This window comes from Sphingomonas sp. AC435 (assembly GCF_979253005.1).
The window spans coordinates 204,712-227,542 of sequence record NZ_CEEDCJ010000004.1 but is presented as its reverse complement, the minus strand read 5'-3'; the positions used below and the strand labels follow the sequence as shown (position 1 = coordinate 227,542).

Below are 22,831 nucleotides of genomic sequence, written 5' to 3'. Positions count from 1 at the left end.
GGGGTGCCGCGAGGGTCGGGTCAGATCACGCCAGATATTCTCGGCCGAGTTCGGCGACGGAGCGACATCCGATCAAGCCGAGCGTGAGGTCGAGTTCGGCGATGACATTGTCGATGACCGATGTGACTCCGTCCGCACCGTCGATGGCCAGTCCCCAGACATAGGGGCGGCCAAGCAGCACTGCGTCGGCACCGAGCGCGAGCGCCTTGGCGATATCGGCGCCGCCGCGGATGCCGCTGTCGAACAGGACGCGCGCCCTACCCGCCACGGCATCGACGCAGGCGGCAAGCTGCGTCGCGGAGCCCACCGCGCCGTCGACCTGCCGGCCGCCGTGGTTGGATACGACGATGCCGTCCCAGCCCTCCTCCGCAGCGCGTAGTGCATCGGCAGGATGCTGGATGCCCTTCAGGACCACCGGCAATCGCGTCCATTCGCGGATCTTGCGCAGGCGGGTCCAGTCGACGCTGGGATCGGAATAGATTTGCGTGAACAGTTGCGCGGCGGCGAGCGGCTCCTCTTCCGGCGACTTGGCGAGCATGCTGCGGAAGACCGGATCGCTGACATATTGCGCGATCCCCTGCCCCTTCAGGAACGGCAGGAAGCCGTGACCGAGGTCGACCGGCCGCCAGCCGAGCATCGTCGTGTCGAGCGTCACCACGATAGCATCGCACTCACAGGCCTCGGCGCGGCGGACGAGCGATTCGGCCAAGGCGTCGGAGCGGGTCCAGTAAAGCTGAAACCAGCGCGGCGCGTCACCCATCGCGGCGGCGCAGTCCTCCATCGCGACCGAAGCCTGATTGGAGAAGATCATCGGCACATTTCGCGCCGCCGCTCCCTTGGCGGTGGCGAGGTCGGCGTCTGGGTGCGCCAGGTCCTGAACGCCGATCGGCGCGAGCAGCACCGGGGCCGGCAGGCGGCGGCCGAACAGGTCCACCGCCAGATCGCGTTTCGCCACGTTGCGGAGCATGCGGGGGACGAGCTTCACCGCGTCGAGCGCGTTTCTGTTGGCGCGGGCCGTCGCCTCCGCGCCGGCGGAGCGGAGATAGCCGAACGCCTCGGGCGTCATCGTCGCCTCCGCCCGTAATTCCAGTTCGTCCATACGGAACGGCACCGTCGCGCGACGACCCATCAGGCCGGCGGCATAGGTTTGCGCCAGCCGCAGCGGGCCGGGGGCGGGATGGTCGGTCATGATCCTCTCCGTACTTTTGCGGGAGGATAGCGGGCGGGCGGGATCGCGATAGGCCCGATATGCGAAAAGCCGGACCGTCGCCGGTCCGGCTTTTTCAGGAGTTTCCAATGGTGCGCCCGGAACGATTCGAACGTCCGACCCTCAGATTCGTAGTCTGATGCTCTATCCAGCTGAGCTACGGGCGCACAATGGAGGTGCGCTCTTAGCAGGGTTCGCTGGGGTGGCAAGTCCGTTGCGCGCAAAAAGTCGCGCTTCTAGGGATGGGGCCATGAAACAGGTCATCACCGCGCTGCTGCTCGCGTCGTCGCTCGTCTCGCTCGGCGCCTGTGCGCGCGACGCGAGCGTCTACCCCTCGCTAGCGGTGCGGCCGACCGAAAAGATCGGGTTTGCGGAGCCTGCGCCGCCGCCGCCCGAACAGCTGAAGGCCGATCCCGCGCTGGACGCGAAGGTCGCGGACCTGACCACGCGGCTGGCGGCGGTGACGCGCGGGTTCGACCGGGATGGTGGGCGGGCGGAGACTGCGGCGCGGGCGGCGAAGGGTCGCGCGGTGGGAAGCGATGCGTGGCTCGACGCGCAGACCGCGCTGGGGCTGCTCGACGACTGGCGCGCGCAGGCGAACGCGCTGGCGAGCGAGGCCGGCGATCTGGCGAGCGGGCGGGCGGCGGCGCTGGAGCCGGCCTATCCGACGCTGGACGCGGTGCAGCAGCGGATCGCCGCCGAGGGCCAGCGCCAGAGCGGGACGATCGACCGGTTGCAGGCGACCTTGCCGGCCGCCTGATACGCTTCAGAAATGCTTCAATAGCGGCAGGATCGTCGAATAATCGTCGGTCCACGCAGTCATGCCGGGCCGCGGCCGGATGTCTCGCCAGTCCGGCTCCTGCCCGCGCAGGGTCTTGAGCACGGCCGGGTCGCGGGACAGCGCCACCCATAGCGACGACGAGGCGTCGCGGGCCAGTGCGGACGGGCGGTAGTTCATCACCGCGCTATGCCAGCCCCCGGCTTTGGCGGCGGCGGCGACCACCGGCTCCAGATCGAGGAAGCGGTTGGAGATGTGGACCAGCAGCAGCCCGCGCGGCGACAGGACGCGCGAATAGGTCGCGAACGCCTCCCGCGTCATCAGGTGCATCGGCACCGCGTCCGACGAGAACGCGTCGAGGGCGAGCAGATCGAGCGACGATTCCTGTTCCGCCGCGAGGCTGAGGCGAGCATCGCCGAGACGGATGGTGGGGTTGGGCAGGCAGCGCGACAGATAGGTGAACTGGCCGGTATCGCGCGCGATGCGAATGACGGCGGGATCGATCTCGTAGAAGCGCCAGTGCTGACCGGGCCGGGCGTAGCAGGACAGCGTGCCGGTGCCGAGACCGACCACGCCGATCCGCGCCCCTGCGCCGTAGAGCGCAGGGGCGGCGAGCATCGCCTGACCCACGCCGGAGCCGGGCGCATAATAGGTCGTCGGCGACTTCTCGCGCGCGACGCTGCCGCGCAACTGGATGCCGTGGACGGTGGTGCCGTGGTCGAGCTCGCGGACGTTGCCGTCGCCGCGGACGGTGTAGACGCCGAAATAGCTGCGGGTGCGGGCGCCTGGGTCGAGCGACAGGCTGATCGACCGATAGCCGCCGAAGATCATTAATGCCGCGGCGAGGACGCAGAGATAGGCGGGGCGAAAGCCGATCGTCGCGAGTCCGATCGCGGCGATGATGATGAACGCGAAGCCGTCATGCCCCTCCCCGAACAGCGCCGCGGGGCCGTTGAAACGGAGCAGGATGAGGATGCCGATCGCCAGCGCCACCGTCAGGAAGGCGATCCGCCGCGTCGCGCCGGCATGCCAGACGTTGCGGATGCCGTGCGTCAGGAACGTCTGCGGCGCGAGTGCGCCGGCGGCGAGGATCAGGATCGGGTATTCGTAGGTCCAGTCGAACAGCACCGGCGCGAGCAGGCCGGCGAAGACCCCGCCGAGCGCGCCGCCCAGCGACATGGCGAGGTAGAAGCCGGTGAGGCGATCGGGCGCGGGTCGCGACCGGTACATCGCGGTGTGCAGCGCGACCGACACCATGAACAGCAGCAGCAGCGACACGCCCAGGCTGAACCACGGGCCCTGATTGTACCCGGCCATCATCACGCCGCCGAACAGCAGGATCGTGACCGGCGCGATGCGGGTGATGAGGTCGGCCGGCGCGCGGTTGTCGGCGAAGGCGATCGTGAAGCTGAGCAGATACAGCCCGAGCGGCAGCACCCACAATAACGGCATCGCGACGATGTCGGTGGTGATGTAGGTCGAGGTCGCGAGCATCAGGCCGGACGGCACCAGTGCGAGCACGATCCAGCGGAGAACGGACGCGCGCGCCGGAGCCGGGCTTTCGGCGCGGACATGCGCCTCCGCCGAGATCCGCGGGAGCATGCTGGCGCAGGCCAAGACGAGCGCGATGACGAGGACGTAGCCGCCGCTCCACATCAGGCTTTGCCAGTGCAGCGCGAGGCCGGGCTCGACCAGCAGCGGATAGGCGATCAGGCCCGCGAAGCTGCCGAAGTTGGAGGCGGCATAGAGCGCGTACGGATCGCGCCCGTCGCTCGCCAGCGAGAACCAGCGCTGGATCAGCGGCGCCTGCGCGGAGACGGCGAAGAACAATGGCCCGATGGAGCCGAGCAGGAGCCACGGCACCCACACCGCCGGCTGCGCGTCGGGCGGCAGGTCGGCGGACATCAGCCCGATCGGCAGCCACAAGGCGGCAATCAGCAGCACCGCAATGTGGATCGTCGCCTGCATCCGCGGCCGGACCCGGCCCAGCGCGTGGGCATAAGCGTAGCCGCCGAGCAGCAGCGCCTGATAGACCAGCATCGCCGAATTCCACACGGCGGGCGCACCGCCCAGCCGCGGCAACGCCATCCGCGCCACCATCGGCTGGACGAGGAACAACAGGAACGATCCGGCCAGGATCGTCGCGACGAAGAGTCCGCGGCCGAGCGGCGTGGTGCCGGAGATGCGCGCGGTCATCGGGCTACGACGATCATGCGCCGAGCAGCCGCGCGGCATGAGCCGCGTAGTAGGTGAGGACACCGGAGCAGCCGGCCCGCTTGAACGCCATCAGCGTCTCCAGCACCAGCGCGTCGCGGTCGCCCGCGCCGACCGCGGCGGACGCCTCGATCATCGCGTATTCGCCGCTGACCTGATAGGCGAAGACGGGCACTTCGAACCGGGTCTTCACCGCGCGGACGATGTCGAGATACGGCAGGCCGGGCTTGACCATGATCGTGTCCGCCCCTTCCGCGAGGTCGAGCGCGACTTCGCGCAAGGCCTCTTCGGCGTTGGCGGAGTCCATCTGGTACGTCTTCTTGTCGCCCTTCAGCAGCCCGCGCGAGCCGACCGCGTCGCGAAACGGGCCGTAGAAGGCGGAGGCGTATTTGGCGGCGTAGCTCATGATCTGGACATTGTGGTGGCCACCCTGTTCCAGCGCTGCGCGGATCAGGCCGATGCGGCCGTCCATCATGTCGGACGGCGCGACGATGTCCGCCCCCGCCTCCGCCTGCACCAGCGCCTGCCCGATCAGCACGTCCGCGGTCGTGTCGTTGACGACATAGCCGGCGGCATCGACCAGCCCGTCATGGCCGTGGCTGGTGTAGGGATCGAGCGCGACGTCGGTCAGTACGCCGACCTCCGGCACCGCATCCTTCAGCGCCCGGACGGCGCGGCACATGAGGTTGTCGGGGTTCAGCGCTTCGCGTCCGTCGTCGCTGCGCAGATGAGCCGGCGTGTTGGGGAAGAGCGCGACGCACGGGATGCCGAGGTCGCGCGCCTCACGACCGCGGGCGACGATGCCGTCCACCGACCAGCGCGAGACGCCGGGCAGGCTCTTGATCGGCTCCTCCACCCCCTGCCCCTCGGTCACGAACAGCGGCCAGATCAGGTCGGCGGGCGTGAGTGTGTTTTCCGCGTGGAGGCGGCGGCTCCAGCCGGAGGCGCGGGTGCGGCGAAGGCGGACGGCGGGATAGGACGACATGTCGCACGCTTTGCGGGATCGAACGCGCGGTCGCAAGCGTTGGCGGCGTTGGTTGCGGGAGCGTATCGAATGCGGGAAATCAGGTCGGCCGCGATGGTCGTGAACGCCAAGTCCCGCAAGGGGCAGAAACTGTTCAAACGGGCGTGCGCGGCGATGCAGGGACTGCCGTACGAGGTCGACGCGCGCGCAGTCGACGATCCGAAGAAGCTGGAATCGACCGTCCGCGACGTTCTGGCCGCCAAACCCGACCTGCTGATCCTCGGCGGTGGCGACGGCACGATCAGCGGGCTTGTGGACCTGATGGTCGGGCATGATGTCATATTAGGCGTGTTGCCGCTGGGCACCGCCAACAGCTTCTCGCGGACGCTCGGTATTCCGCTGACGATCGAAGGCGCGGTGGAGGTGATCCGCGCCGGCCATACGCGGCGCATCGATCTGGGCATGATCGATGGCGATTATTTCGCGAATTGCGCGGCGATGGGGATCAGCCCGCAGATCGCCGAGACCGTACCACACGGGTTGAAGAAAGTGCTGGGGATGGTCGGCTATCTCGGCTGGGCCAGTTACCAGTTCGCCAAGTTCCGCCCCTTCATCCTGCACGTCGACGACGGCACCACCAAGCGGAAGATGCGGGTGGTGGAAGTCCGGATTTCGAACGGCCCCTATCATGGCGGCACCTGGCTGGTGGACGAGGCGTCGGTGAATTCGGGCGAGATCGTCGTGCAGGCGGTGCGCGGCCACTACAAGCGCGGACTCGTGAAGAATTGGGCGCTGAGCTTCTTCGGGCACGAGGCGCGGCATCATGACACGATCAGCTTCTCGGGCAAGGAAGTGCACATCGACACCGAGCCGCGCCTGCCGATCTCGATCGACGGCGAGGTGCTGGCGAAGACGCCGATCACGGCGCGGATCGCGGCGGGGGTGATCGAGGTGATGGCGCCGCCCGAGGCGTGATCGGCTAGGGCGCCATGTCCTTCAACGGGACGCTCGCATCGGCGAGCCGATCCGGCGGGATCGTCGCGCCGGCGAGGACCAGCGCCCTGCCCTGCACATAGTCCTTCACCGCGTTGACGCAGTCCAGCGCGACGACGCGGCCGGCCTTCAGGTAGACGACCGTGAAGCTGCGCGTCGCGGGATCGCCGCGGAGCACTTCGGCGTCGTGACCGGTCGAGAGGCCGACGGTCTGGAGCTTCAGGTCGTACTGGTTCGACCAGAACCACGGCACCGCCGCATAGGGTTCGGGCGTGCCGGTGAGAGCCTTGGCGACGACGGTCGCCTGATCGTTGGCGTTCTGGACGGATTCGAGCCGGATCGGCAGGCCGTCCGCGAACACGCTGGCGTGAAGCGCGCAGTCGCCGATCGCGTGGACGTGCGGCAGGCTGGTGGCGCAGTGGGCGTCGACCGCAACGCCGTTGCCACCCTCCGCGCCCGCATCGAGCAACGGTTGGACAGCGGGGACGATGCCGACGCCGACGATGACCATCTCCGCGGGCACGACCTCTCCGCCCGTGAGCCGCACCCCGACTGCGCGACCCGCATCCTCGACGATGCAATCGACCCCGACACCAAGACGGATGTCGACGCCGTGGGCGCGGTGCTCGGTCTCGAAGAAGCGCGACAAGGCGACACCGGCGACACGGGCAAGGACGCGGTCCTGCGCCTCGAAGACGGTCACCTGCTTGCCGAGCTTCGACAGGACGGCGGCGGCCTCCAGTCCGATATAGCCGCCGCCGATCACCGCGATGCGGGTCGTGCCACCGAGTTCGGCGATCATGCGGTCGACATCGGCGCGGCTGCGCACGGAGTGGACGCCCGCGAGATCGTGGCCGGCGCAGCTAAGCCGCCGGGCATGGCCGCCCGTTGCCCAGATCAACTCGCCATAGCCGACGACTGCACCATCGGCGGTCGTGACGGTCCGGGCGACAGGGTCGACGGCGACGACGCAGTGGCCCAGTAGCATGTCGATGGCACGCTCGGCCCAGAAGGCCGGGGGGCGGATCAGTAGGCGTTCGAACGGCTTGTCGCCGGCGAGATAATCCTTCGACAGCGGCGGGCGCTCGTACGGAAGTTCGGGTTCCTCCCCGAGGATCGCGATGCTGCCGGCAAACTTGCGCTGGCGCAGCGCGATGGCGGCTTGTGCGCCGGCATGGCCCGCGCCGACGATGACGATGTCGTAGCTGTTCAACGCGTCTCTCCCCGATCGCTCCGATCAGGGGTGGCGGTGGCTTCGTCAAGATCGAGCCAGTCCGCGAGGATGTCGGCCGCATTCTCCCCCACCCGCGGCGGGCGGCGGCGGAAGGTCGCGGGGGTGGCGGAGAGTTTGGCCGGGAAGGCGACGCTGGGGATCGTCGCGCCGTCTTCGCGCTGGAAATGGTGGACGGTGCCGCGCGCGGCGATGACGGGATCGGCGAAGACCTCGCCGATCGTGTTTACCGGCCCGGCGGGGATGCCCGCCGCGACGAGGCGCTCGACCAACGCCTCCCCCGCAAACGTACGGACATGGACGCGGATGATGGACTCGATTGCGTCGCGGTTGATCTGGCGCGCGCGGGCGGTGACGAAGCGTGGGTCGTCGGCGAGGTCGGGAACGCCCATTTCGGCGCAGAGCAGCCGGAACTGCCGATCGTTGCCGACCGCGATGACGATCGTGCCGTCCGCCACGTCGAACGTGGTGTAGGGCACGACGGTGGGGTGACGGTTACCGAGGCGACCGGGATCGATGCCGCCGACCAGCCAGTTCATCGCCTGATTGGCGAGCATGGCCACCTGCGTATCGAGCAGCGCGAGATCGATATGCTGCCCCTCTCCCGTCCGCTCCGCATGACGCAGCGCGGCAAGGATGCTGACCGCCGCATAGAGACCCGTGGAAAGGTCGGCCATCGCGACGCCGGCGCGCAGCGGCTGGCCGCCCTCCTCGCCGGTAATGCTCATGAAGCCGCCCATTCCCTGCGCGACGAAGTCGTAGCCGGGGCGGTCACGATACGGGCCGGTCTGGCCGAAGCCGGTGATCGAACAATAGACGAGCGTCGGGTTCAGGCGCGACAGGCTGGCGAAGTCGAGCCCATATTTTGCGAGTCCGCCGACCTTGAAGTTCTCGACCACGACGTCCGCCCGCATCGCCAAATCGCGGACGAGTGCCGCACCGGACGGATCGGCGAGGTCGATCGCGATCGACCGCTTATTGCGGTTGCACGACAGATAATAGGCGCTTTCACTCAAATCCTCGTTCCCGCCGCCGTCCGTCAAGAAAGGGGGGCCCCACGCTCGCGTGTCGTCACCGCGGCCGGGTGCCTCGACCTTCACCACGTCCGCGCCAAGGTCGGCGAGCATCTGCGTCGCCCAGGGACCCGCGAGAACACGCGACAGGTCGAGGATGCGGACGCCGGTCAGGGCGGCAGCAGCAGTGATGGGAGAGGCGTCGCGAGCGGTGGCAGAATCGATCATGCGCGACCTATAGATGCCCGGCATCCCGCCTAACAATCATGCTGCGTTGCCAAAAGGTTCGACGGCGACATCAAGCAAACACAAGAGCATCCCGAAATAAAGACCAAGTTTTGCGCTTGGCGGCATGAGGTTCGGGATGTAAAAGCCGCGCAGGGGGATTCGATGGGGTGGGGACTCTATAAGGATCGGGCGCCGGCGGCGCTCGCGATGAGGCGTGTCGACGGGCGCCGTGCCTGTCGCATCGGCTTGGGAGTCGCGCTGATCGGGGGCCCCGCTGGCCTGGGCGCGCAGACCACGCCGCAGCCGACCACCCCGACCGGGCTCCCGACGCGGCAACAGGTGGAGCAGCCCGGACCGCAAAGCGCCCCGACCGGCACCAGCGTCAGCGTCGACGGCAGCGAGGCGTTTGGTCGTCCGCCGTGTGCGCTGGCGACATCACCGTTGAAGGTGACGATCGACCGCGTGACCTTCGTCCCGGCGGGTCGTGACACGCTGCCGCCCGCGATCGCCGCCATTCTCGCGCCGATCGTGCCCGCGACGAAGGGCGAGCAACCGATCGCGAACGTCTGCGCGATCCGCGATGCCGCCAATGCGGCGCTGCGGGCATCGGGGTATGTCGCCTCCGTCCAGATCCCGCCGCAGGAGATCACGACCGGCGAGCTGACGCTGGCGGTGGTGATGGCCCGGATCACCGAAATCCGCATCCACGGGGAGGCCGGTCGCTACCGCGACGTGCTCGCCGCGCGAATCGCCCAGATCCGCGCGCTCGACCCGATCAACGAGCGGGATGCCGAGCGCATCCTGTTGCTGGTGGGCGACATCCCCGGCCTCGACGTGCGGCTGTCGCTGCGTCCCGCGGGCACGGCACCGGGCGACGTGATCGGCGACGTCGTGGTCGCGACGCAGAACTTCGCGATCATCGGCAACATTCAGAACTACGGGTCGCGCCAGATCGGACGCGGTACGGCCTATCTGCGCGGCGAAACCTATTCGGTGCTGACCGCCGGAGACATCGTCTATGTCGGCGCGTCCTCGACGATCGATTTCGACGAGCAGCAGGTCGTCCAGGGCGGCTACATCTTCCCGATCGGGAATCAGGGCCTGACGCTGGGCGTGCGGAGCACCTATGCGTGGTCGCGACCCGACCTGGGACCGCTGGACCTGCGGTCGCGCTCGTTCATCGGCGGGCTGGACGTGACGCTGCCGGTGCTGCGGACGGTGCGGCGCAACCTGTCGGTGACCGGCGGCGCGGAGGTGATCGAGCAGCGGACGCGGGTTTACGGGGACGGCGACTCCTCACCGCTGAACCGTGACCGGTTGCGGGTGGGGTTCGTGCGGCTGGACGGCAATCTGCGCGGACGGCGACCGGACGGGCTGGACGCGTTCGCGATCGGCGCTTCGGCGGAGGTGCGGCAGGGCTTCGGCGTCCTCAACGCGACGAGGCTCGGCGCGATCTCGGCCGGCGGCTATACGCCTTCCCGGTTCGAGGGCGACCCGAAGGCGACCGTGGTGCGCGCCGACCTCGACCTGTTGCTGCGGGCCGGGCGGGTGTTCAGCACCGTCACCAATGTCCGCGCGCAATATACCGACCGACCGCTCCTGAATTTCGAGGAGTTCGCGATCGGTAGTCTGACGGTCGGACGCGGCTACGATCCGGGTGCCAATACCGGCGACCGCGCGGCGGGCATCCATACCGAACTTCGCGCCGATCTGTTCCAGACGTCGCCGGTGCCGCTGCAATTCTACGGCTTCGCGGACACGGTGTGGCTGACGAATCTCGACAGCTTCTCGACGGAGACGGATCGCAAGCTGCGCTCGATCGGCGGCGGGCTGCGGGTGTCGCTGCCGGGCAAGATGCTGATGGACATCGGCTACGCGCATGCGCTCGACCGCGCGCTGACGTTCGACCGCGGTCGACCGACCGACCGCGTGCTGTTGTCGGTGACGGCGCAGCTGACCCCGCGACCACGGTAATCCCGATCACCCACCACTCAGACGGCGCAAACCCAAGGATTATCCCATGACCCGCAGCCGGCCCGCCCCCACCCCGCTCCGCCTCCCTGGGCGTCTGCGCGGTCGGTTGGTGCTGACGACCGCGCTGGGCGGCTGCCTGGCTGCGTTCGCGACGACGGCCGCCCGGGCGCAGGATCTGCCCGTCGTGGCACCGGTCGGCACGCTGATCGGTAGCCCCACCGGCGTTACTCCGGGCCTAGCTACCGATGCTATCGGCGTGACGCAGACCGGCACGATCATCGATTGGCAGAGCTTCAACATCGGTACCGGCCAGACGGTGACGATCTCGGACGCGCGGACCGGCCCCGCCGCGGGATCGAGAATGACGATGCTGAACCGGGTGACCGGGCTGCTGGGTATCGTCCCGCGAAGCCAGATCGACGGCACGCTGAACGGTGCCGCCAACATCGCGGTGTACATCGTCAACCCCTCGGGCATCGTGTTCGGCAACAATGCCGTCGTCAATGTCGGCGGACTGATCGCGAGCACGCTGGCGATCAGCGACACGAACTTCGCGGCGGGCAATTACATCTTCGCCGATCCCGCCAATACGGCGGGGATCACCGTCGCATCGTCGGCCAACCTGACGAGCACGGGAATCGCGGCGGACCAGCTTGGCCAAGTCGCACTGATCGGCGCGCGCATCGACAGCGCCGGCACGATCGCGGCGGCCGGCGACGTGGCGCTCGTCGCGGCGAGCGACGTGACCCTGACCTACGATGCGGCCAACCCGCTCGGCTTTACCGTGCGCGAAGGCACATCGCTGGGCACCGTAACGACCGGCGGCGTCACGACGAACGGCCCGATGGTCGTGAGCGGTACGATCGGCGGACGCTCGGCACTGTTCGTCGCCGCGACGCGGCAGACGGTGACCGATGCCGTGCTCGACATGAGTGCGGCCGTCACGGCGACGACGGCGGTCGCGACGGACCGTGGCATCGTGCTGATCGCCGGCCGCGACACCGCTGCCGATGCGCGTGTCACATTCGCCGGCGGTCCCGGTGGAGCGCCGCTGGCGGCGAACAGCGGCACCGTGTCGCTGGCGCTGGGCGGCGCAGCGCTCAACAGCGGATTGACCGCGACCGGCGCGGGTGGGGCGATCCGGCTGGCGAGCAATGGCGGCATCGGCGCGGGCAGCGGGGCAGCGCCGTTCGCGTCCTCGCTCGCGGCGAGCCAAGCCATTCTGGCCACTTCGCTCACCGGCGATGTCGTGCTCGGCTCGGCGACAGGCAACTCGGTCGGGGCGACGGCAACGGCCGGCGGGGTGTCGCTGGGAACCGTGGTCGCCGGCGTGGGCGGAACGGCGTTGAACGCCGGTGCCGGTGCGCTGGCGTTCGCGACCATCGAGTCCTCCGGTGCCATCAGCGGCGCCGCATCGGGAGATATCACCGGCACCAGCGCGATCACGACCGGCGGGACGATGTCGCTGGTGTCGAGCGGCGGGACACTCGCGATCGGCGCGGCGAGCTCCGCGGGCGCGATGACGTTGAACGGTGCCGTTGCGACCCGCGTCGACACGGCGGTGACCAATTTGGCGGGCAGCGACCTGAGCGTGCTGGGAGGCGCGGTTTCGGGAGTCGGTGCCGGCACGCGGGCGACGTTGACGGCCGGGGGTGCCCTGGACGTCACCGTGACAGGCCCTGCCCTGCTAGCCGCGATCCGGGGGGCCACGGGCGCCACCATCGGTGCCGGCGCCATCGACGCCGGCACGGCCACGGCGAGCGCCGGCGCATTGTCGCTGACGGCGGCGACCGGCGACCTGACCATCGGTACCGCGGCCGCGACATCGGGCGCGGTGGGGCTGTCGGCCAGCGGCGGCGTGGTGACGGCCACCGCGGTTACCGGCGGCACGAGTGTGACCGTCAACGGTACCGGCACGAACCTGGGGACGGTGGATGCGCTCGGCACCGACCTTGCGATCACGACGAGCGATCCGCTGGGCAGTTTGCGACTGACCGACGGCTTCGCGGCCGGGGCGGCGACGTTGAACGCAGCCGGTGCGGCGGTGATCGGCCGGATCGATGCCGGCGCGATCGACATCGATGCCGCCGGCCGACTGACCGCGACGACGCTGAACGCCGCCACGACTCTGTCGGGAGCCGGCGCCAGCGTCGCGATCGGGTCGGCCATCGCCGAAACCGGCGCGCTGGTGCTGACCAGTCGCGCGGGTGGCGCCTTGCAGTTGGGAAGCGGCCGGTCGGGTACGACGACCCTGCTCGACGCGGGGGAGAGCCTGTCGCTGACCGGCACCTATCGCGGTGGCACGAGCGTGACCGCGCAGGCGGCCGGCGCGATCGATATCGCGACGCTGGAGAGCGTGAACGCCGACGTCGTCGTCACCGCCGGGGGGGCGGTCACCGCCGCGCGCCTGATCGCGGCAAGCGACCTGACCGTCACGTCCAATAGCTTCGCGATCGACAGCATCGAGGCTCGGACCGGTAGCGCGAGGCTGGTGGCCGAGGGGACGACGGCGCTGCTGGGCAGCTCGACCGCGATCGGCGGCGACCTGCTCGTCCGCGGCAATACGCAGGCAAGCGTCACCGGCAGCATCGCGGCGGGCCGCGATTACGCCGTGGAGGGCGCAAGCGTCCTGCTGGGCGCCGGCACGCCCGTCACGCAGACCGCCCTTCGCAATATCGCGATCACCGCCCGCGACGGATCGATCGTCGGGCAAGCGTCGCTGGCCCTGAGCGCCGCGGGTGGCGGCGCGGGATCGCTGGTGCTCGATGCCACGGGCGGCGACATCCTGTTCGCGCCCGACACGCTGGTTTCGGGCGGTGTCGGTCGGACGGGTGACATCGGGATCAGATTGGGATCGCCGGGAGGAACACTGCGGCTCGGCGCGGTGGATGCCCGGGCGCTCCTGTCGGTCGATTTGGGCGGGACGGTGTTCTCACCCCTGACGACGACGGGGACGATCGACCTGAACGGTCCGGTGACGCTGACCCGCGCGTTGCAGGCGAGTACGTCGGGCGACATCCTGGCCCGTGCTATCACCGTCAGCGGCGTCGGCGAAGGGCTAGGTCTGACCACGACCGGCGCGGGCAGCGACGTGACCGTGCGCGGGCGTCTTCAGGCCGACGGCGACGTGGCGGTCACCGCGCGTGACGGCATCATGCTGGTAAGTAGCGGAGCGGCGGTGAGCCCGATGGGCGCCGTCACCCTGATCGCGCAGGATGGCGGCATCGCGGGTGTCGGCGTGGTTTCCGCCGGCGCGCGTGCCGACATACGGGCCGCGACCGATCTGACGCTCACGTCGCTGACGTCCGGCACGTTCGGAGGCGCCGCCGACCGGTCCGCCAACGCCTCGGCGGGAGGGCTTTCGATCGGGACGGCGATGGCGGGTACGGCGTTGACGCTGACCGCGACGACGCGCGACTTGCAACTGGGCAGCGGCACAGCCGGCACGACCGCTGTCCTCGACAAAAGCGGGACGACCGGTGCGTTGCGCGTGCTTGCGACGTTGACCGCCGGCTCCGACATCACGATCGGCAGCACCACCGATGCCGCACTCGGGTCCGTGACGAGCACGGCAGGGACCCTCGTCACCAATGTATCGGGGGCCACCACCGCCACGCTGCTGCGGGCCGACGCGCGCGACGTGCTGGTATCGACGGGAACGCTTCTGGACGCGGCCTCCGTAGACGCCGGCGGATCGGTGACGATCGTGGCCGGCGATCCGCTGAACGCGGCGTCCGCAGGCGCCATCCGCCTCGGAACGGCGACGGCGCGCGGCAGGGCGCTGACGATGACTGCGGCGAATCGCGCGCAGACCAGCGTGGCGGGGATCGTCCTGGCGGACGGGTCGGCGAGCGGGGCGACGACGCTGAGGACGATCGGCAGCGGCGACATCGTCACGACGGCACTGTCGGCACGTGGCGGCGCGGCGACGATCGAGGCGGCGGGCGACGCGCGGCTCGGCAGCGTAGACGCGACCACCGGCGCCATCCTGATTACCGCCGGGGGCGCGGTGAGTGGGCTCGCCCGCCCTGCACCCGCCACCGACGGCCGATTGCTGACCAGTTACGATGGGGCAAGGCTGACCGCGAGCGGCGATGTCGCCGTTTCCGCGTTCGGGACGGCGCAACTCGGCGCGATCACTGGTGACGCGGTGATGGTGACCGCCGGCAGCGATACGGCAATGATCGACACGGTGAGCGCTGGCCGGCTGTACGGCGTGGCCGGACGATCCGTGACGCTGGGCTTGACCGGGACCGCAATCGACCAGACGGCGACGGGTGGGATCGACATCCTGTCGCAGGGCGGTGCGATCGTCGGGCGCAGCGGGCTGGCGCTCGCGTCGGACATCGACGGCAGCGGCGGCGACCTGATCTTGCGCTCGTCGGCGGGAATAGACTTCGCTGCGGGCAGTTCGCTCGCCGCGGGCGGTCCGACGCGGGTGGCGGCGATCCGCGTCGCCGCCGGGTCTGGCGATACGATCTCGCTCGACCGGGTCGATGCGCGATCACTGGTGTCCTACGATCCGGGGCTGACCGCCACGACGCTCCGTCACGACGGACCGGTATCGCTCGGCAACGCGACGGTCGTCGACACGCTGGACATCGGGGTTGCGGGTGCGCTGCTGGCCGTCGCAACAATGGTCAGTGGCGGCGATATCCGCCTTGCGAGTGACGGTGCTCTTACCGCGACCGACCTGCTGTCGGGGGGCATGATCGACGTTAACGGCGCGAGCGCCGTGATCGGCGCGGCGCGGGCCGGAACCGGTGCGACGTTGCGCAGCACGGGTGGCACGCTGGAGGTCGGATCGGTCGATGCGGCCGCCGGTTCGATCATGCTGGACGCCGTGGGCGACCTGCGGTTCGACCGCGCGGCGGCGACAGCAGCGATCGGTGCGACCGCGACGAGCGACATCACCGGTCGATCCGGCGGGAGCGGCTTCGGTTCGGCCACGCTGGCGAGCAGCGGTGGCACCGTGACGGTCTCGACCAATGAGACGGTGTCAACCGGCGGCGTTGTCCGGCTGGCGACCGTCACCGGCCAAGGCGGTGTGGCGATAACAGGCCGAGACGTCACGGCCGAGACCATCACGAGCCTGGCCGGAGACGTGTCCGTGATGGCACGTCGCAACGTGGCCGGCACAACGTCGGTGGGCATCGTGGTGGGATCGATCGATGCCGCTGGCGATATCGGCCTGCGCAGCGGACTGGGCGTCCCGTTCATCGGCGGCGTCGGTACGATCGGGCTGGACCGCGCCGTCAGCCGGACCGGCGGCATCGTGATCTCGAACGCCGACGGCGACATCGGGGGCATCGTCGGCGCGACCCGCACGACGCTGACCGCGGCCCGGGCGATCACCCTGGATGCGGCGGGGGCCGCTCTGCTCGCCACGGCCGATGCGGGCACCGACCTTGCGGTGTCCGCGCGATCGATCGACCTGACCAGCGGTCTGGCCCGCACCGGTATGCTGACGATGATCGCCAGAGGCGGCGACGCGGTGCTGGGCACAGGGATAGCGGGATCGAGCGTCTCGATCACGGCGAGCGGGCTGGTCGGCATCGGCTCGTCGACGAGCGGCACGTCGATGGTGCTCGATGCCGACCGGATCGACGCGACGACCCTGGTCGCGGGAAGTTCACTCACGACGGTCAGCGCGGCCGCCAGTCGCCTGCAAACCGTCACGGCAGGCTCCGCCACATCGCTCTCCGCCGGCGGCAACATGGCGATCGGAACGGCGGACATCGCCGGCCCGCTGCTGATCGCGACGGCCGGTGCTCTGGACGCGACCCGGCTGACGGCGGCCGGCGATCTGGAGGCGTCGGCAGGTGTCGTGGACATCGGCTCGGCAGAGGCAACCGCAGGCACGTTGCGGCTGGCCGCGACGACCGGCAATCTGACATTGGGCGTGGGACGGTCGAGTGGAGCGACGACCATCGCCGCGGGGCGTGGACTTGCGACGATCGGGTCCCTGACCAGCGGCGGCGCGGCGGACATTCGCGCGGCTCGGGCGACGATCGGCAGCGTCGATACCGGCGCCAGCCTGACGATCGCCGCAGATGGCGACCTGCTCGCAACGACGCTTCATGCGGTGGACTCCATCGATGTCGGGGGCGGCAGCGTCGCCATCGACACGGTAACAGCAGAACGCGGCGCGCTGCGCCTGACGGCGACCGCCGGTGACCTGACAGTGAGCACGGCCCGCGGAGGCGCTACGACGAGCGTGACGGCGAGCAACGGGCTTGCCACGATCGGGGCGGCGACCGGCACCGGGGCCGTCGACGTTTCGGCGAACCGCGTGGCGATCGGGTCGGTGGATACGGCGGGAACGCTGACGATCGCGAGCGTCGGCGATGTCCGCCTGACGCAGGGGTTTGCTGGCGGCGATGTCCGTCTGACGGCGGGAACCAGCGCCGCGATCGGCTCGCTCGAATCGCGGGGCGCCGGCGTGCGGCTGACCGCAGGCGACGCGATCGTCGCGGATTCGATCATCGCTGCCAACGACCTCACGATGCGCGGCGGCGCGATCGACATCCGCAACGCGACGGCGCGGACCGGCGCGATCGATCTGACGGCGACGCGCGGCAACCTGACCCTGACGTCGGGCAGCGCCGGTACGACGGCGCAGGCGATTGCCGGCGCGGGTGCGCTGGCGATCGGGACGCTCAGCAGCGGTTCCGCGACGATGCTTCGCGCGCTGACGCTGACGGCGGGGAATCTGACATCGGGTGGAAGCCTGTCGGCCGATGCCGGCAGTCTCTCGATCGATGCTGCGCATGCGACGACTGGAAACGTGGCGCTGACCGCGACGGCTGGCGCGGCGCATCTGGGCAGCGTCCGGGCAGAAGGCGGGGCGATCACCTTGCTCGCCTCGGATGCCCTGACCGCCACCACATTGGCGGCGGCGCGTGCGATCGACATCCGCGCCGGCAGCGATCTGACGGTGGCGACAGCGTCGGCCGGCACGACGACCACGCTGAATGCGGCGCGGGACATGAGCCTCGGCACGATCGCGACCGGCAGCGACCTGACCGTAGCGACCGGGCGGACGTTGACCGTGGGCGACGTGGCGACGACGACCGGGGCGATAACGATCGACGCCGGTGGTACGGCGACGATCGACCGCCTGCGCAGCGCTGCGACGGCCACGATCCGCGTCGGTGCGCTGACGCTGAACGACGGCGTTACGAGTGGTGCGCTGACCGTGACCAGCACCGGGGATGCGCGCCTCGTCACCGCTCGGAGCGGCAGCGACGCCGTGATTACCAGCGGCGGATCGACGTCGATCGGCAGCCTCACCGTCGCGGGGGATGCGGCGCTGACCGCAGGCGGCACGCTCGCGATCGGCACGGCGGACGCGACGGGTACCGTTCGGACACGCTCGGCCGGGTCCACGACGGCGACCACGCTGATCGCGGGACAGACGCTGACGACGACCGGCAGTAGCGTCGCGATCGGCAGCGCAACGGCCGCACGTGGCGGGATGACGCTGACCGCCACGGGCGGCGACCTCGCGCTGGGCACGGCATCGGTCGCGGCGAACGTCACTCTGGCCGCAAACGGGCTCGTGAGCGTCGCGGGCGATCTGAGCGCGGGTGGCGATTACGCGATCGATGCGGCCAACGTAGCGCTCGGGTCAGCGGCAACCGCCCGCCAGACGGCGAACGGCCGCGTGACGATCACGGCGCGTGGCGGCGCGATCACCGGAGGCGCGGCCCTGAATTTGGCGTCCGGTGCACCCGGCGTGACGCTGACGTCGAGCGGTGACATCGCGCTGGCGGGGGCAAGTTCCGTGCGGGCCGCCGGGGGCGACGTGACGATCGCCGCTGGTGAAACGGCTGCGCTGGGCACCGTCGCCGCCACGGGCAGGACGATCGCGGTGTCCGCTCAGGACGTCACGCTGGCAGGCGGAGTGACGGCCGACACGATCCGCCTGACCAACATCGCGGCGAGCGGCGCGACGCGACTGGGGGACTCGCCCGCCGACAATCGGGCGGAGTTCGATCTCGCTGGGCGTCGCTTCGATCTCTCGACCGCGGAAGTCGGTCGGATGGCGGCCACCACATTCGTCATGGACTCGCGCGGTCGCGATGTCCGCATCGGCGCGCTGGCGATCGGCGTGACTACCGGCGCCAACCGGTTCGAGGTTCGGACGGGGGGCCGGCTCGACGTGCTGGGACGCATGACGGCGATCGGGTCGGGAGCGGCCCGGCAGATCGTTCTGGGAGGCGACGGTGTTGCGGCGGCGGCGGACGGGTCGGGCGGTCGGGCCGGCGTGATCCGGATCGCTGCGACGCAGGGCGGCGGTGGACGCCTGCTCGTCGGTGATGCCACGCTCGATCTGCGAGCGGACCGGATCGGCGTCGGGCTGGATGCCGATTTCCTGTCGGCGATCGGCCTCGCCAACGGTGGCACCCCGCTGGGCTCCGATCAGGTCGCGAGCCGTTATGTCGCGCAGCCGAACAGCACCCTGTACAACGCATCCTTCACCGGCCAGCCCGGCTATACGGACCCGGTCCTGCTGACCGCACGGTCGCTGATCGTCCGCTATTCGCAATACGCACTGTTCCAGAATACCGGGCGCGCCGGCGACACGACGGGCGCGGTGCTGGGGACGACGCCCGGTGCACCGACGAGCGGTGCGCTGCAACTGGTAGCGAACGGCGGCGCGACGCCGAACGCGTTCGCGCTGTTCGGCACGATCAACGGCATCGGCAGCACCGCGACATCGCTTCTGGGCGGCGACGCGATCGCCGTCGATGCGGCGGTCAGCCGCACGAACAGCCGCGCCAATGGCTGCGTGATCGGGTCGGCGGGCGGAGGATGCCTGTCGTCCTCGATAGCGCAGGCATCGCTGAACATCTTCGACAGCAGCCGTTCGGAAATCTTCCGCACCGCGGACGACCTGTCGCTGCCGTTCGACCCGCTGGTGGGCACGAACAACGAAGCGCTGTTCTCCGACATCGGCGGTTACGTACCGAGCACCGATCAGGAATGCGGAACCGACGATACCCCCTGCCCGCCCGTGGGAGATGCCAAGTGAAGCGCGTCGACGTTCGTCACGGTCTGGCCACGCTGGCGGCGCTGGGTGGCGCAATTCCTGGTTCCGCCCCGCTTCAGGCGCGGATGACGGTGCCGCCGGAAAGCTTCGTGCTGGGTCGCGATGCGAACGGCGAACCGTGTGCGGCGACGCGGGCGTGGAACGACGCACGAATTGGCAGCCTGTTCGACCGCGCGTGGTCGATCACCTGTCGCGGCGTCGCGGCCAGCCGTCCGCAGGGTTCGGTGTTGGCGGTGCGGGGCGTCGCGATCCCCGCGGTCGACACGACGCGCTGCGGTGCGGCCGTGACCGTGGCGATGGAAGGCGTCGGGCCGGTCGAGGCCCGCGCCTGCATCGATGCCACGCTCGGCCTGCCGGTGACGACGATCCGGTTCGAGCGTGGCGGAGTCCAGTATCTGGGGGCGGCGTCCGCCACGGCGCTCGGGCCGCTGGAGGCAGCGCTGCGCACGGCCGCCGGCGTCGCACCGCCGCCGGCCAGTCGCGACGTGGCGGTCGTCGCGTCGATCCCCGCGGCGCAGGTGCCGGCCGCCCCCAAGGCGGCAGCATCCACCGCTACGTTCAGCGAGATCGACCCGACCGCTGCGCTCCAGACGGGCATCGCGCTCAACCAGCGCGGTGTATACGTGGAGGCATCGCGCCTGCTGAATGACGCACTCAGCCGATTGCCGGCGAGCACCCCGCCGCTGAACCGGGTCGAGTTGGAGCTGGAAGCGGGGCTGGCGGATTCGAACATCAGCCAGTTCGATGCCGCGAGCGAGCATCTGGAGCGCGCGGGCGCATTGCTGGCGCAGCAGCCCAACATCGACCGCGCGGCCTTCCTCGAATCGAAGCGCGCGACCTATCGCGGTCTGGATCTGATCAACCGGCGCGACTTCAAGGCGGCGGTCGATGCGCTGGGCGGCGGCGAATCGGTGGGGCAGCCGTTGAAGGACCCGGCAGTGCTTGCCGACCTGAACCAGCCGAGCGCCGGCAACGGCGCGACGGCATCGATCGCGACGGGCGACAACGCGCAACTGTCGCGCCTGCTGCTGGAGGCGCAGCGGCAATGGGCGCGCAGTGTCGCCTATCTTGCCACGAACGACACCGCGCGGGCGCGCGCCGCGCTGGAACGTGCGGTCCTGAACGTCACGCAACTCCAGCGGAGCGTCGATCCGGCGGCGATCATCCCGATCAAGGCGCGAATCCAGCGCCAGTTCGGCCGCGTCGAAGCCCGCGCGGGGCGGATCGGGCCGGCACTGACGCATTTCGACTGCGCGCTGGCGACGCTCCAGAACGTCGCGCCCGAAGACCCGCGGACCTGCCTGCTGGCGCCCCGTGCCGGCGCTCGCGGCAGTGTCGGGCAACAGACGCCCGGCGGCGCGACCGGACCCCTGATCGCGGAAACCGGTCTCGAACGCGCCAGCCTCTTCGCGCGCCAGCCGGGCGCCGACCAGACCAAGGTGCTGGCCGACTTCGACGCGTCCGTCGAGGCGCTGATCGCCTCCAGCGCGGCGGGCGGCATCGTGCCGCCGGCGATGGAAACCTATCTCGACCTGTTGGCGGACCGCGATGCCGCAGCCCCGATCGCGGCGGTGGAGGAGCGGTTCTTCCGCGCCATCCAGGCGGTGGGGGAGCCGGCGATCGCGCGGCAGGTCGCGCAGTTGCAGCGGATCGTGACCGCCGATGGCCCGCTGGGGGCGAAGGTGCGCGACCGCGCCGAATTGGAGCGGCAGGTCGTCCGCATCCGCTATCAACTCGCGACCGCCACTCCCGAGGAAGCACGCGCGCTGGAACAGGAACGCAGCGCCGCGGAGGTTCAACTGGCGAGCGTCAACGCCACGCTGGCGGCGGACCAGCGCTATCGCGCGGTCGATGATCGGCCAGCAACGATCGCCGAGGTGCAAAGCGCGCTCCAGCCGGGCGAAGCCTATCTGAAGGTCACGCGGCTGCGCAGCCGTACCTATGGCATCGTGATCGATCGCGAGCGGGCCTATGTCTACGCGCTCGCCGCCACCGTGCCGGAGGTCGACGGGATCGCGGCGAAGGTGCGGACCTCGATCCGGAACGACAGCGGCAGCCTGCCCTTCTTCGACGTGCCAGCCGCGTTCACGCTGTTCAAGCTCATCGCGGGGCCGGCCGAGCCGGCACTGCTGAAGGCGGACGCAATCGTGGTCGATCCGTCCGGGCCGCTGGAAAATCTGCCCGCCGGCGTGCTCGTCACCGACCTCGCCAGCGTCAGGAGTTATGTCGCCACGCGAGCGACGCAGCCGAACGACTATAGCAAGGTGGCGTTTCTGGGCGCGCAGGCGCAACTGTCGGGTGCGCTATCGGCGCGTTCATTCCTGATCTCGCGCGCACTGCCGGAGTCGACGGCGGCGAACCCATTCATCGGGTTCGGCCAGAATGCGCCGGCGGCGACGCTATCGGCGGCACTGACCAGCCGTCGGATCAGCTTCGGACAGGGGTGCGACATCAGCTACGGCGAGCTGGCGCAGATCATGAACGCCAACCGGCCGGTCAGCGCGGCGGAGATCGGCATCGCCGCGACCGCGCTGGGCGTACCGAACGCGCCCGAAATCACCGGTCGCGCCTTCAACGATGCGGCGCTGGTGACCGAGGGACAGCGGGGCGACTTCGATCGCTATCAGGTCATCCATTTCGCCACGCATGGCTTGCCGGAAATGCGGGTCGACTGTCATCGTATTCCGCCGTCGCTGGTGACCTCGCTCGATCCCCCGGCGGACGCGGGCGATTACCCCTCGGACGGGCTGCTGACCTTCTCCGAGATTGCCGGATTGCGGCTGAACGCCAATCTCGTCGTGCTGTCCGCCTGCGACACCGCCAGCGGCGTGTCGCAGCTTGGCGGGCGGTTGTCGGGGCAGGACGAGTCGGCGGCGACGCTCGACGGGCTGGTCCGCGCGTTCATCACCGCCAACGCCCGCGCGGTGCTGGCGACCTACTGGAACGTGCCGGCGTCCGCGGAGACGGACGCCTTCATCCGCACCTTCTACGCGACCGGACGCACCGCGACGATCGGTGCGGCACTGCGGGCGGCGCAGCGGATCACGATCGCCAAGCCGGACTATTCGCACCCCTATTTCTGGGGCGCGTATTTCCTCGTCGGCGATGCGAGCAAGACGATGCTGTCCACCGGTTCGCAGGCGAAAACCCGCGTGGCCGCCAAGTGAATGCCCC

10 protein-coding genes and 1 tRNA gene are annotated in these 22,831 nt (G+C 69.9%); 5 read left to right on the top strand and 6 right to left on the bottom strand.

All coding sequences use genetic code 11. The features are described 5' to 3' along the window. Positions 1–25: 25 nt before the first annotated feature. Positions 26–1,189, bottom strand: coding sequence for an alpha-hydroxy-acid oxidizing protein (locus tag AC0CH8_RS10095; protein ID WP_465239769.1), 1,164 nt, complete (start codon positions 1,187–1,189; stop codon positions 26–28). A gap of 108 nt (positions 1,190–1,297) precedes the next feature. Next, positions 1,298–1,374 (bottom strand) — tRNA-Arg (locus tag AC0CH8_RS10090). An 83-nt stretch (positions 1,375–1,457) separates the two neighbouring features. Here AC0CH8_RS10090 and AC0CH8_RS10085 point away from each other — a divergent pair. After that, positions 1,458–1,967, top strand: a complete 510-nt coding sequence (locus AC0CH8_RS10085; RefSeq protein WP_465239768.1) for a hypothetical protein — start codon at positions 1,458–1,460, stop codon at positions 1,965–1,967. Between the two features lie 6 nt (positions 1,968–1,973). Here AC0CH8_RS10085 and AC0CH8_RS10080 read toward each other — a convergent pair whose 3' ends face one another. Both AC0CH8_RS10080 and hemB read right to left on the bottom strand, forming a co-directional pair. Beyond that, positions 1,974–4,181, bottom strand: a complete 2,208-nt coding sequence (locus AC0CH8_RS10080; protein ID WP_465239767.1) for a fused MFS/spermidine synthase — start codon at positions 4,179–4,181, stop codon at positions 1,974–1,976. Positions 4,182–4,194: 13 nt separating this feature from the next. After that, the gene (hemB, locus tag AC0CH8_RS10075; RefSeq protein WP_465239766.1) at positions 4,195–5,184 is read right to left on the bottom strand and encodes a porphobilinogen synthase; all 990 of its coding nucleotides are present in this window, start codon (positions 5,182–5,184) and stop codon (positions 4,195–4,197) included. 69 nt (positions 5,185–5,253) lie between these two features. On the opposite strand from hemB, the gene AC0CH8_RS10070 reads away from it, so the two are divergent. Then, positions 5,254–6,138, top strand: a complete 885-nt coding sequence (locus tag AC0CH8_RS10070) for a diacylglycerol/lipid kinase family protein (protein WP_204193070.1) — start codon at positions 5,254–5,256, stop codon at positions 6,136–6,138. Between the two features lie 4 nt (positions 6,139–6,142). Here AC0CH8_RS10070 and AC0CH8_RS10065 read toward each other — a convergent pair whose 3' ends face one another. Next, positions 6,143–7,369, bottom strand: coding sequence for an NAD(P)/FAD-dependent oxidoreductase (locus AC0CH8_RS10065; protein WP_465239765.1), 1,227 nt, complete (start codon positions 7,367–7,369; stop codon positions 6,143–6,145). Next, complete coding sequence (locus AC0CH8_RS10060) at positions 7,366–8,628, bottom strand: CaiB/BaiF CoA transferase family protein (RefSeq protein WP_465239764.1); 1,263 nt, start codon at positions 8,626–8,628, stop codon at positions 7,366–7,368. The genes AC0CH8_RS10065 and AC0CH8_RS10060 overlap by 4 nt, the downstream gene beginning before the upstream one ends. 207 nt (positions 8,629–8,835) lie before the next feature. On the opposite strand from AC0CH8_RS10060, the gene AC0CH8_RS10055 reads away from it, so the two are divergent. Genes AC0CH8_RS10055 through AC0CH8_RS10045 form a run of 3 tightly spaced genes read left to right on the top strand, consistent with a single transcriptional unit; the run spans position 8,836 to position 22,824 of the window. Next, a complete protein-coding gene (locus AC0CH8_RS10055) occupies positions 8,836–10,602 on the top strand; it encodes a ShlB/FhaC/HecB family hemolysin secretion/activation protein (RefSeq protein WP_465239763.1) in 1,767 nt (588 codons plus the stop codon). Positions 10,603–10,648: 46 nt separating this feature from the next. Next, positions 10,649–19,639, top strand: coding sequence for a two-partner secretion domain-containing protein (locus AC0CH8_RS10050; RefSeq protein WP_465239762.1), 8,991 nt, complete (start codon positions 10,649–10,651; stop codon positions 19,637–19,639). Then, complete coding sequence (locus AC0CH8_RS10045) at positions 19,636–22,824, top strand: CHAT domain-containing protein (protein WP_465239761.1); 3,189 nt, start codon at positions 19,636–19,638, stop codon at positions 22,822–22,824. Before AC0CH8_RS10050 ends, AC0CH8_RS10045 begins: the two co-directional genes overlap by 4 nt. Positions 22,825–22,831 lie beyond the last annotated feature (7 nt).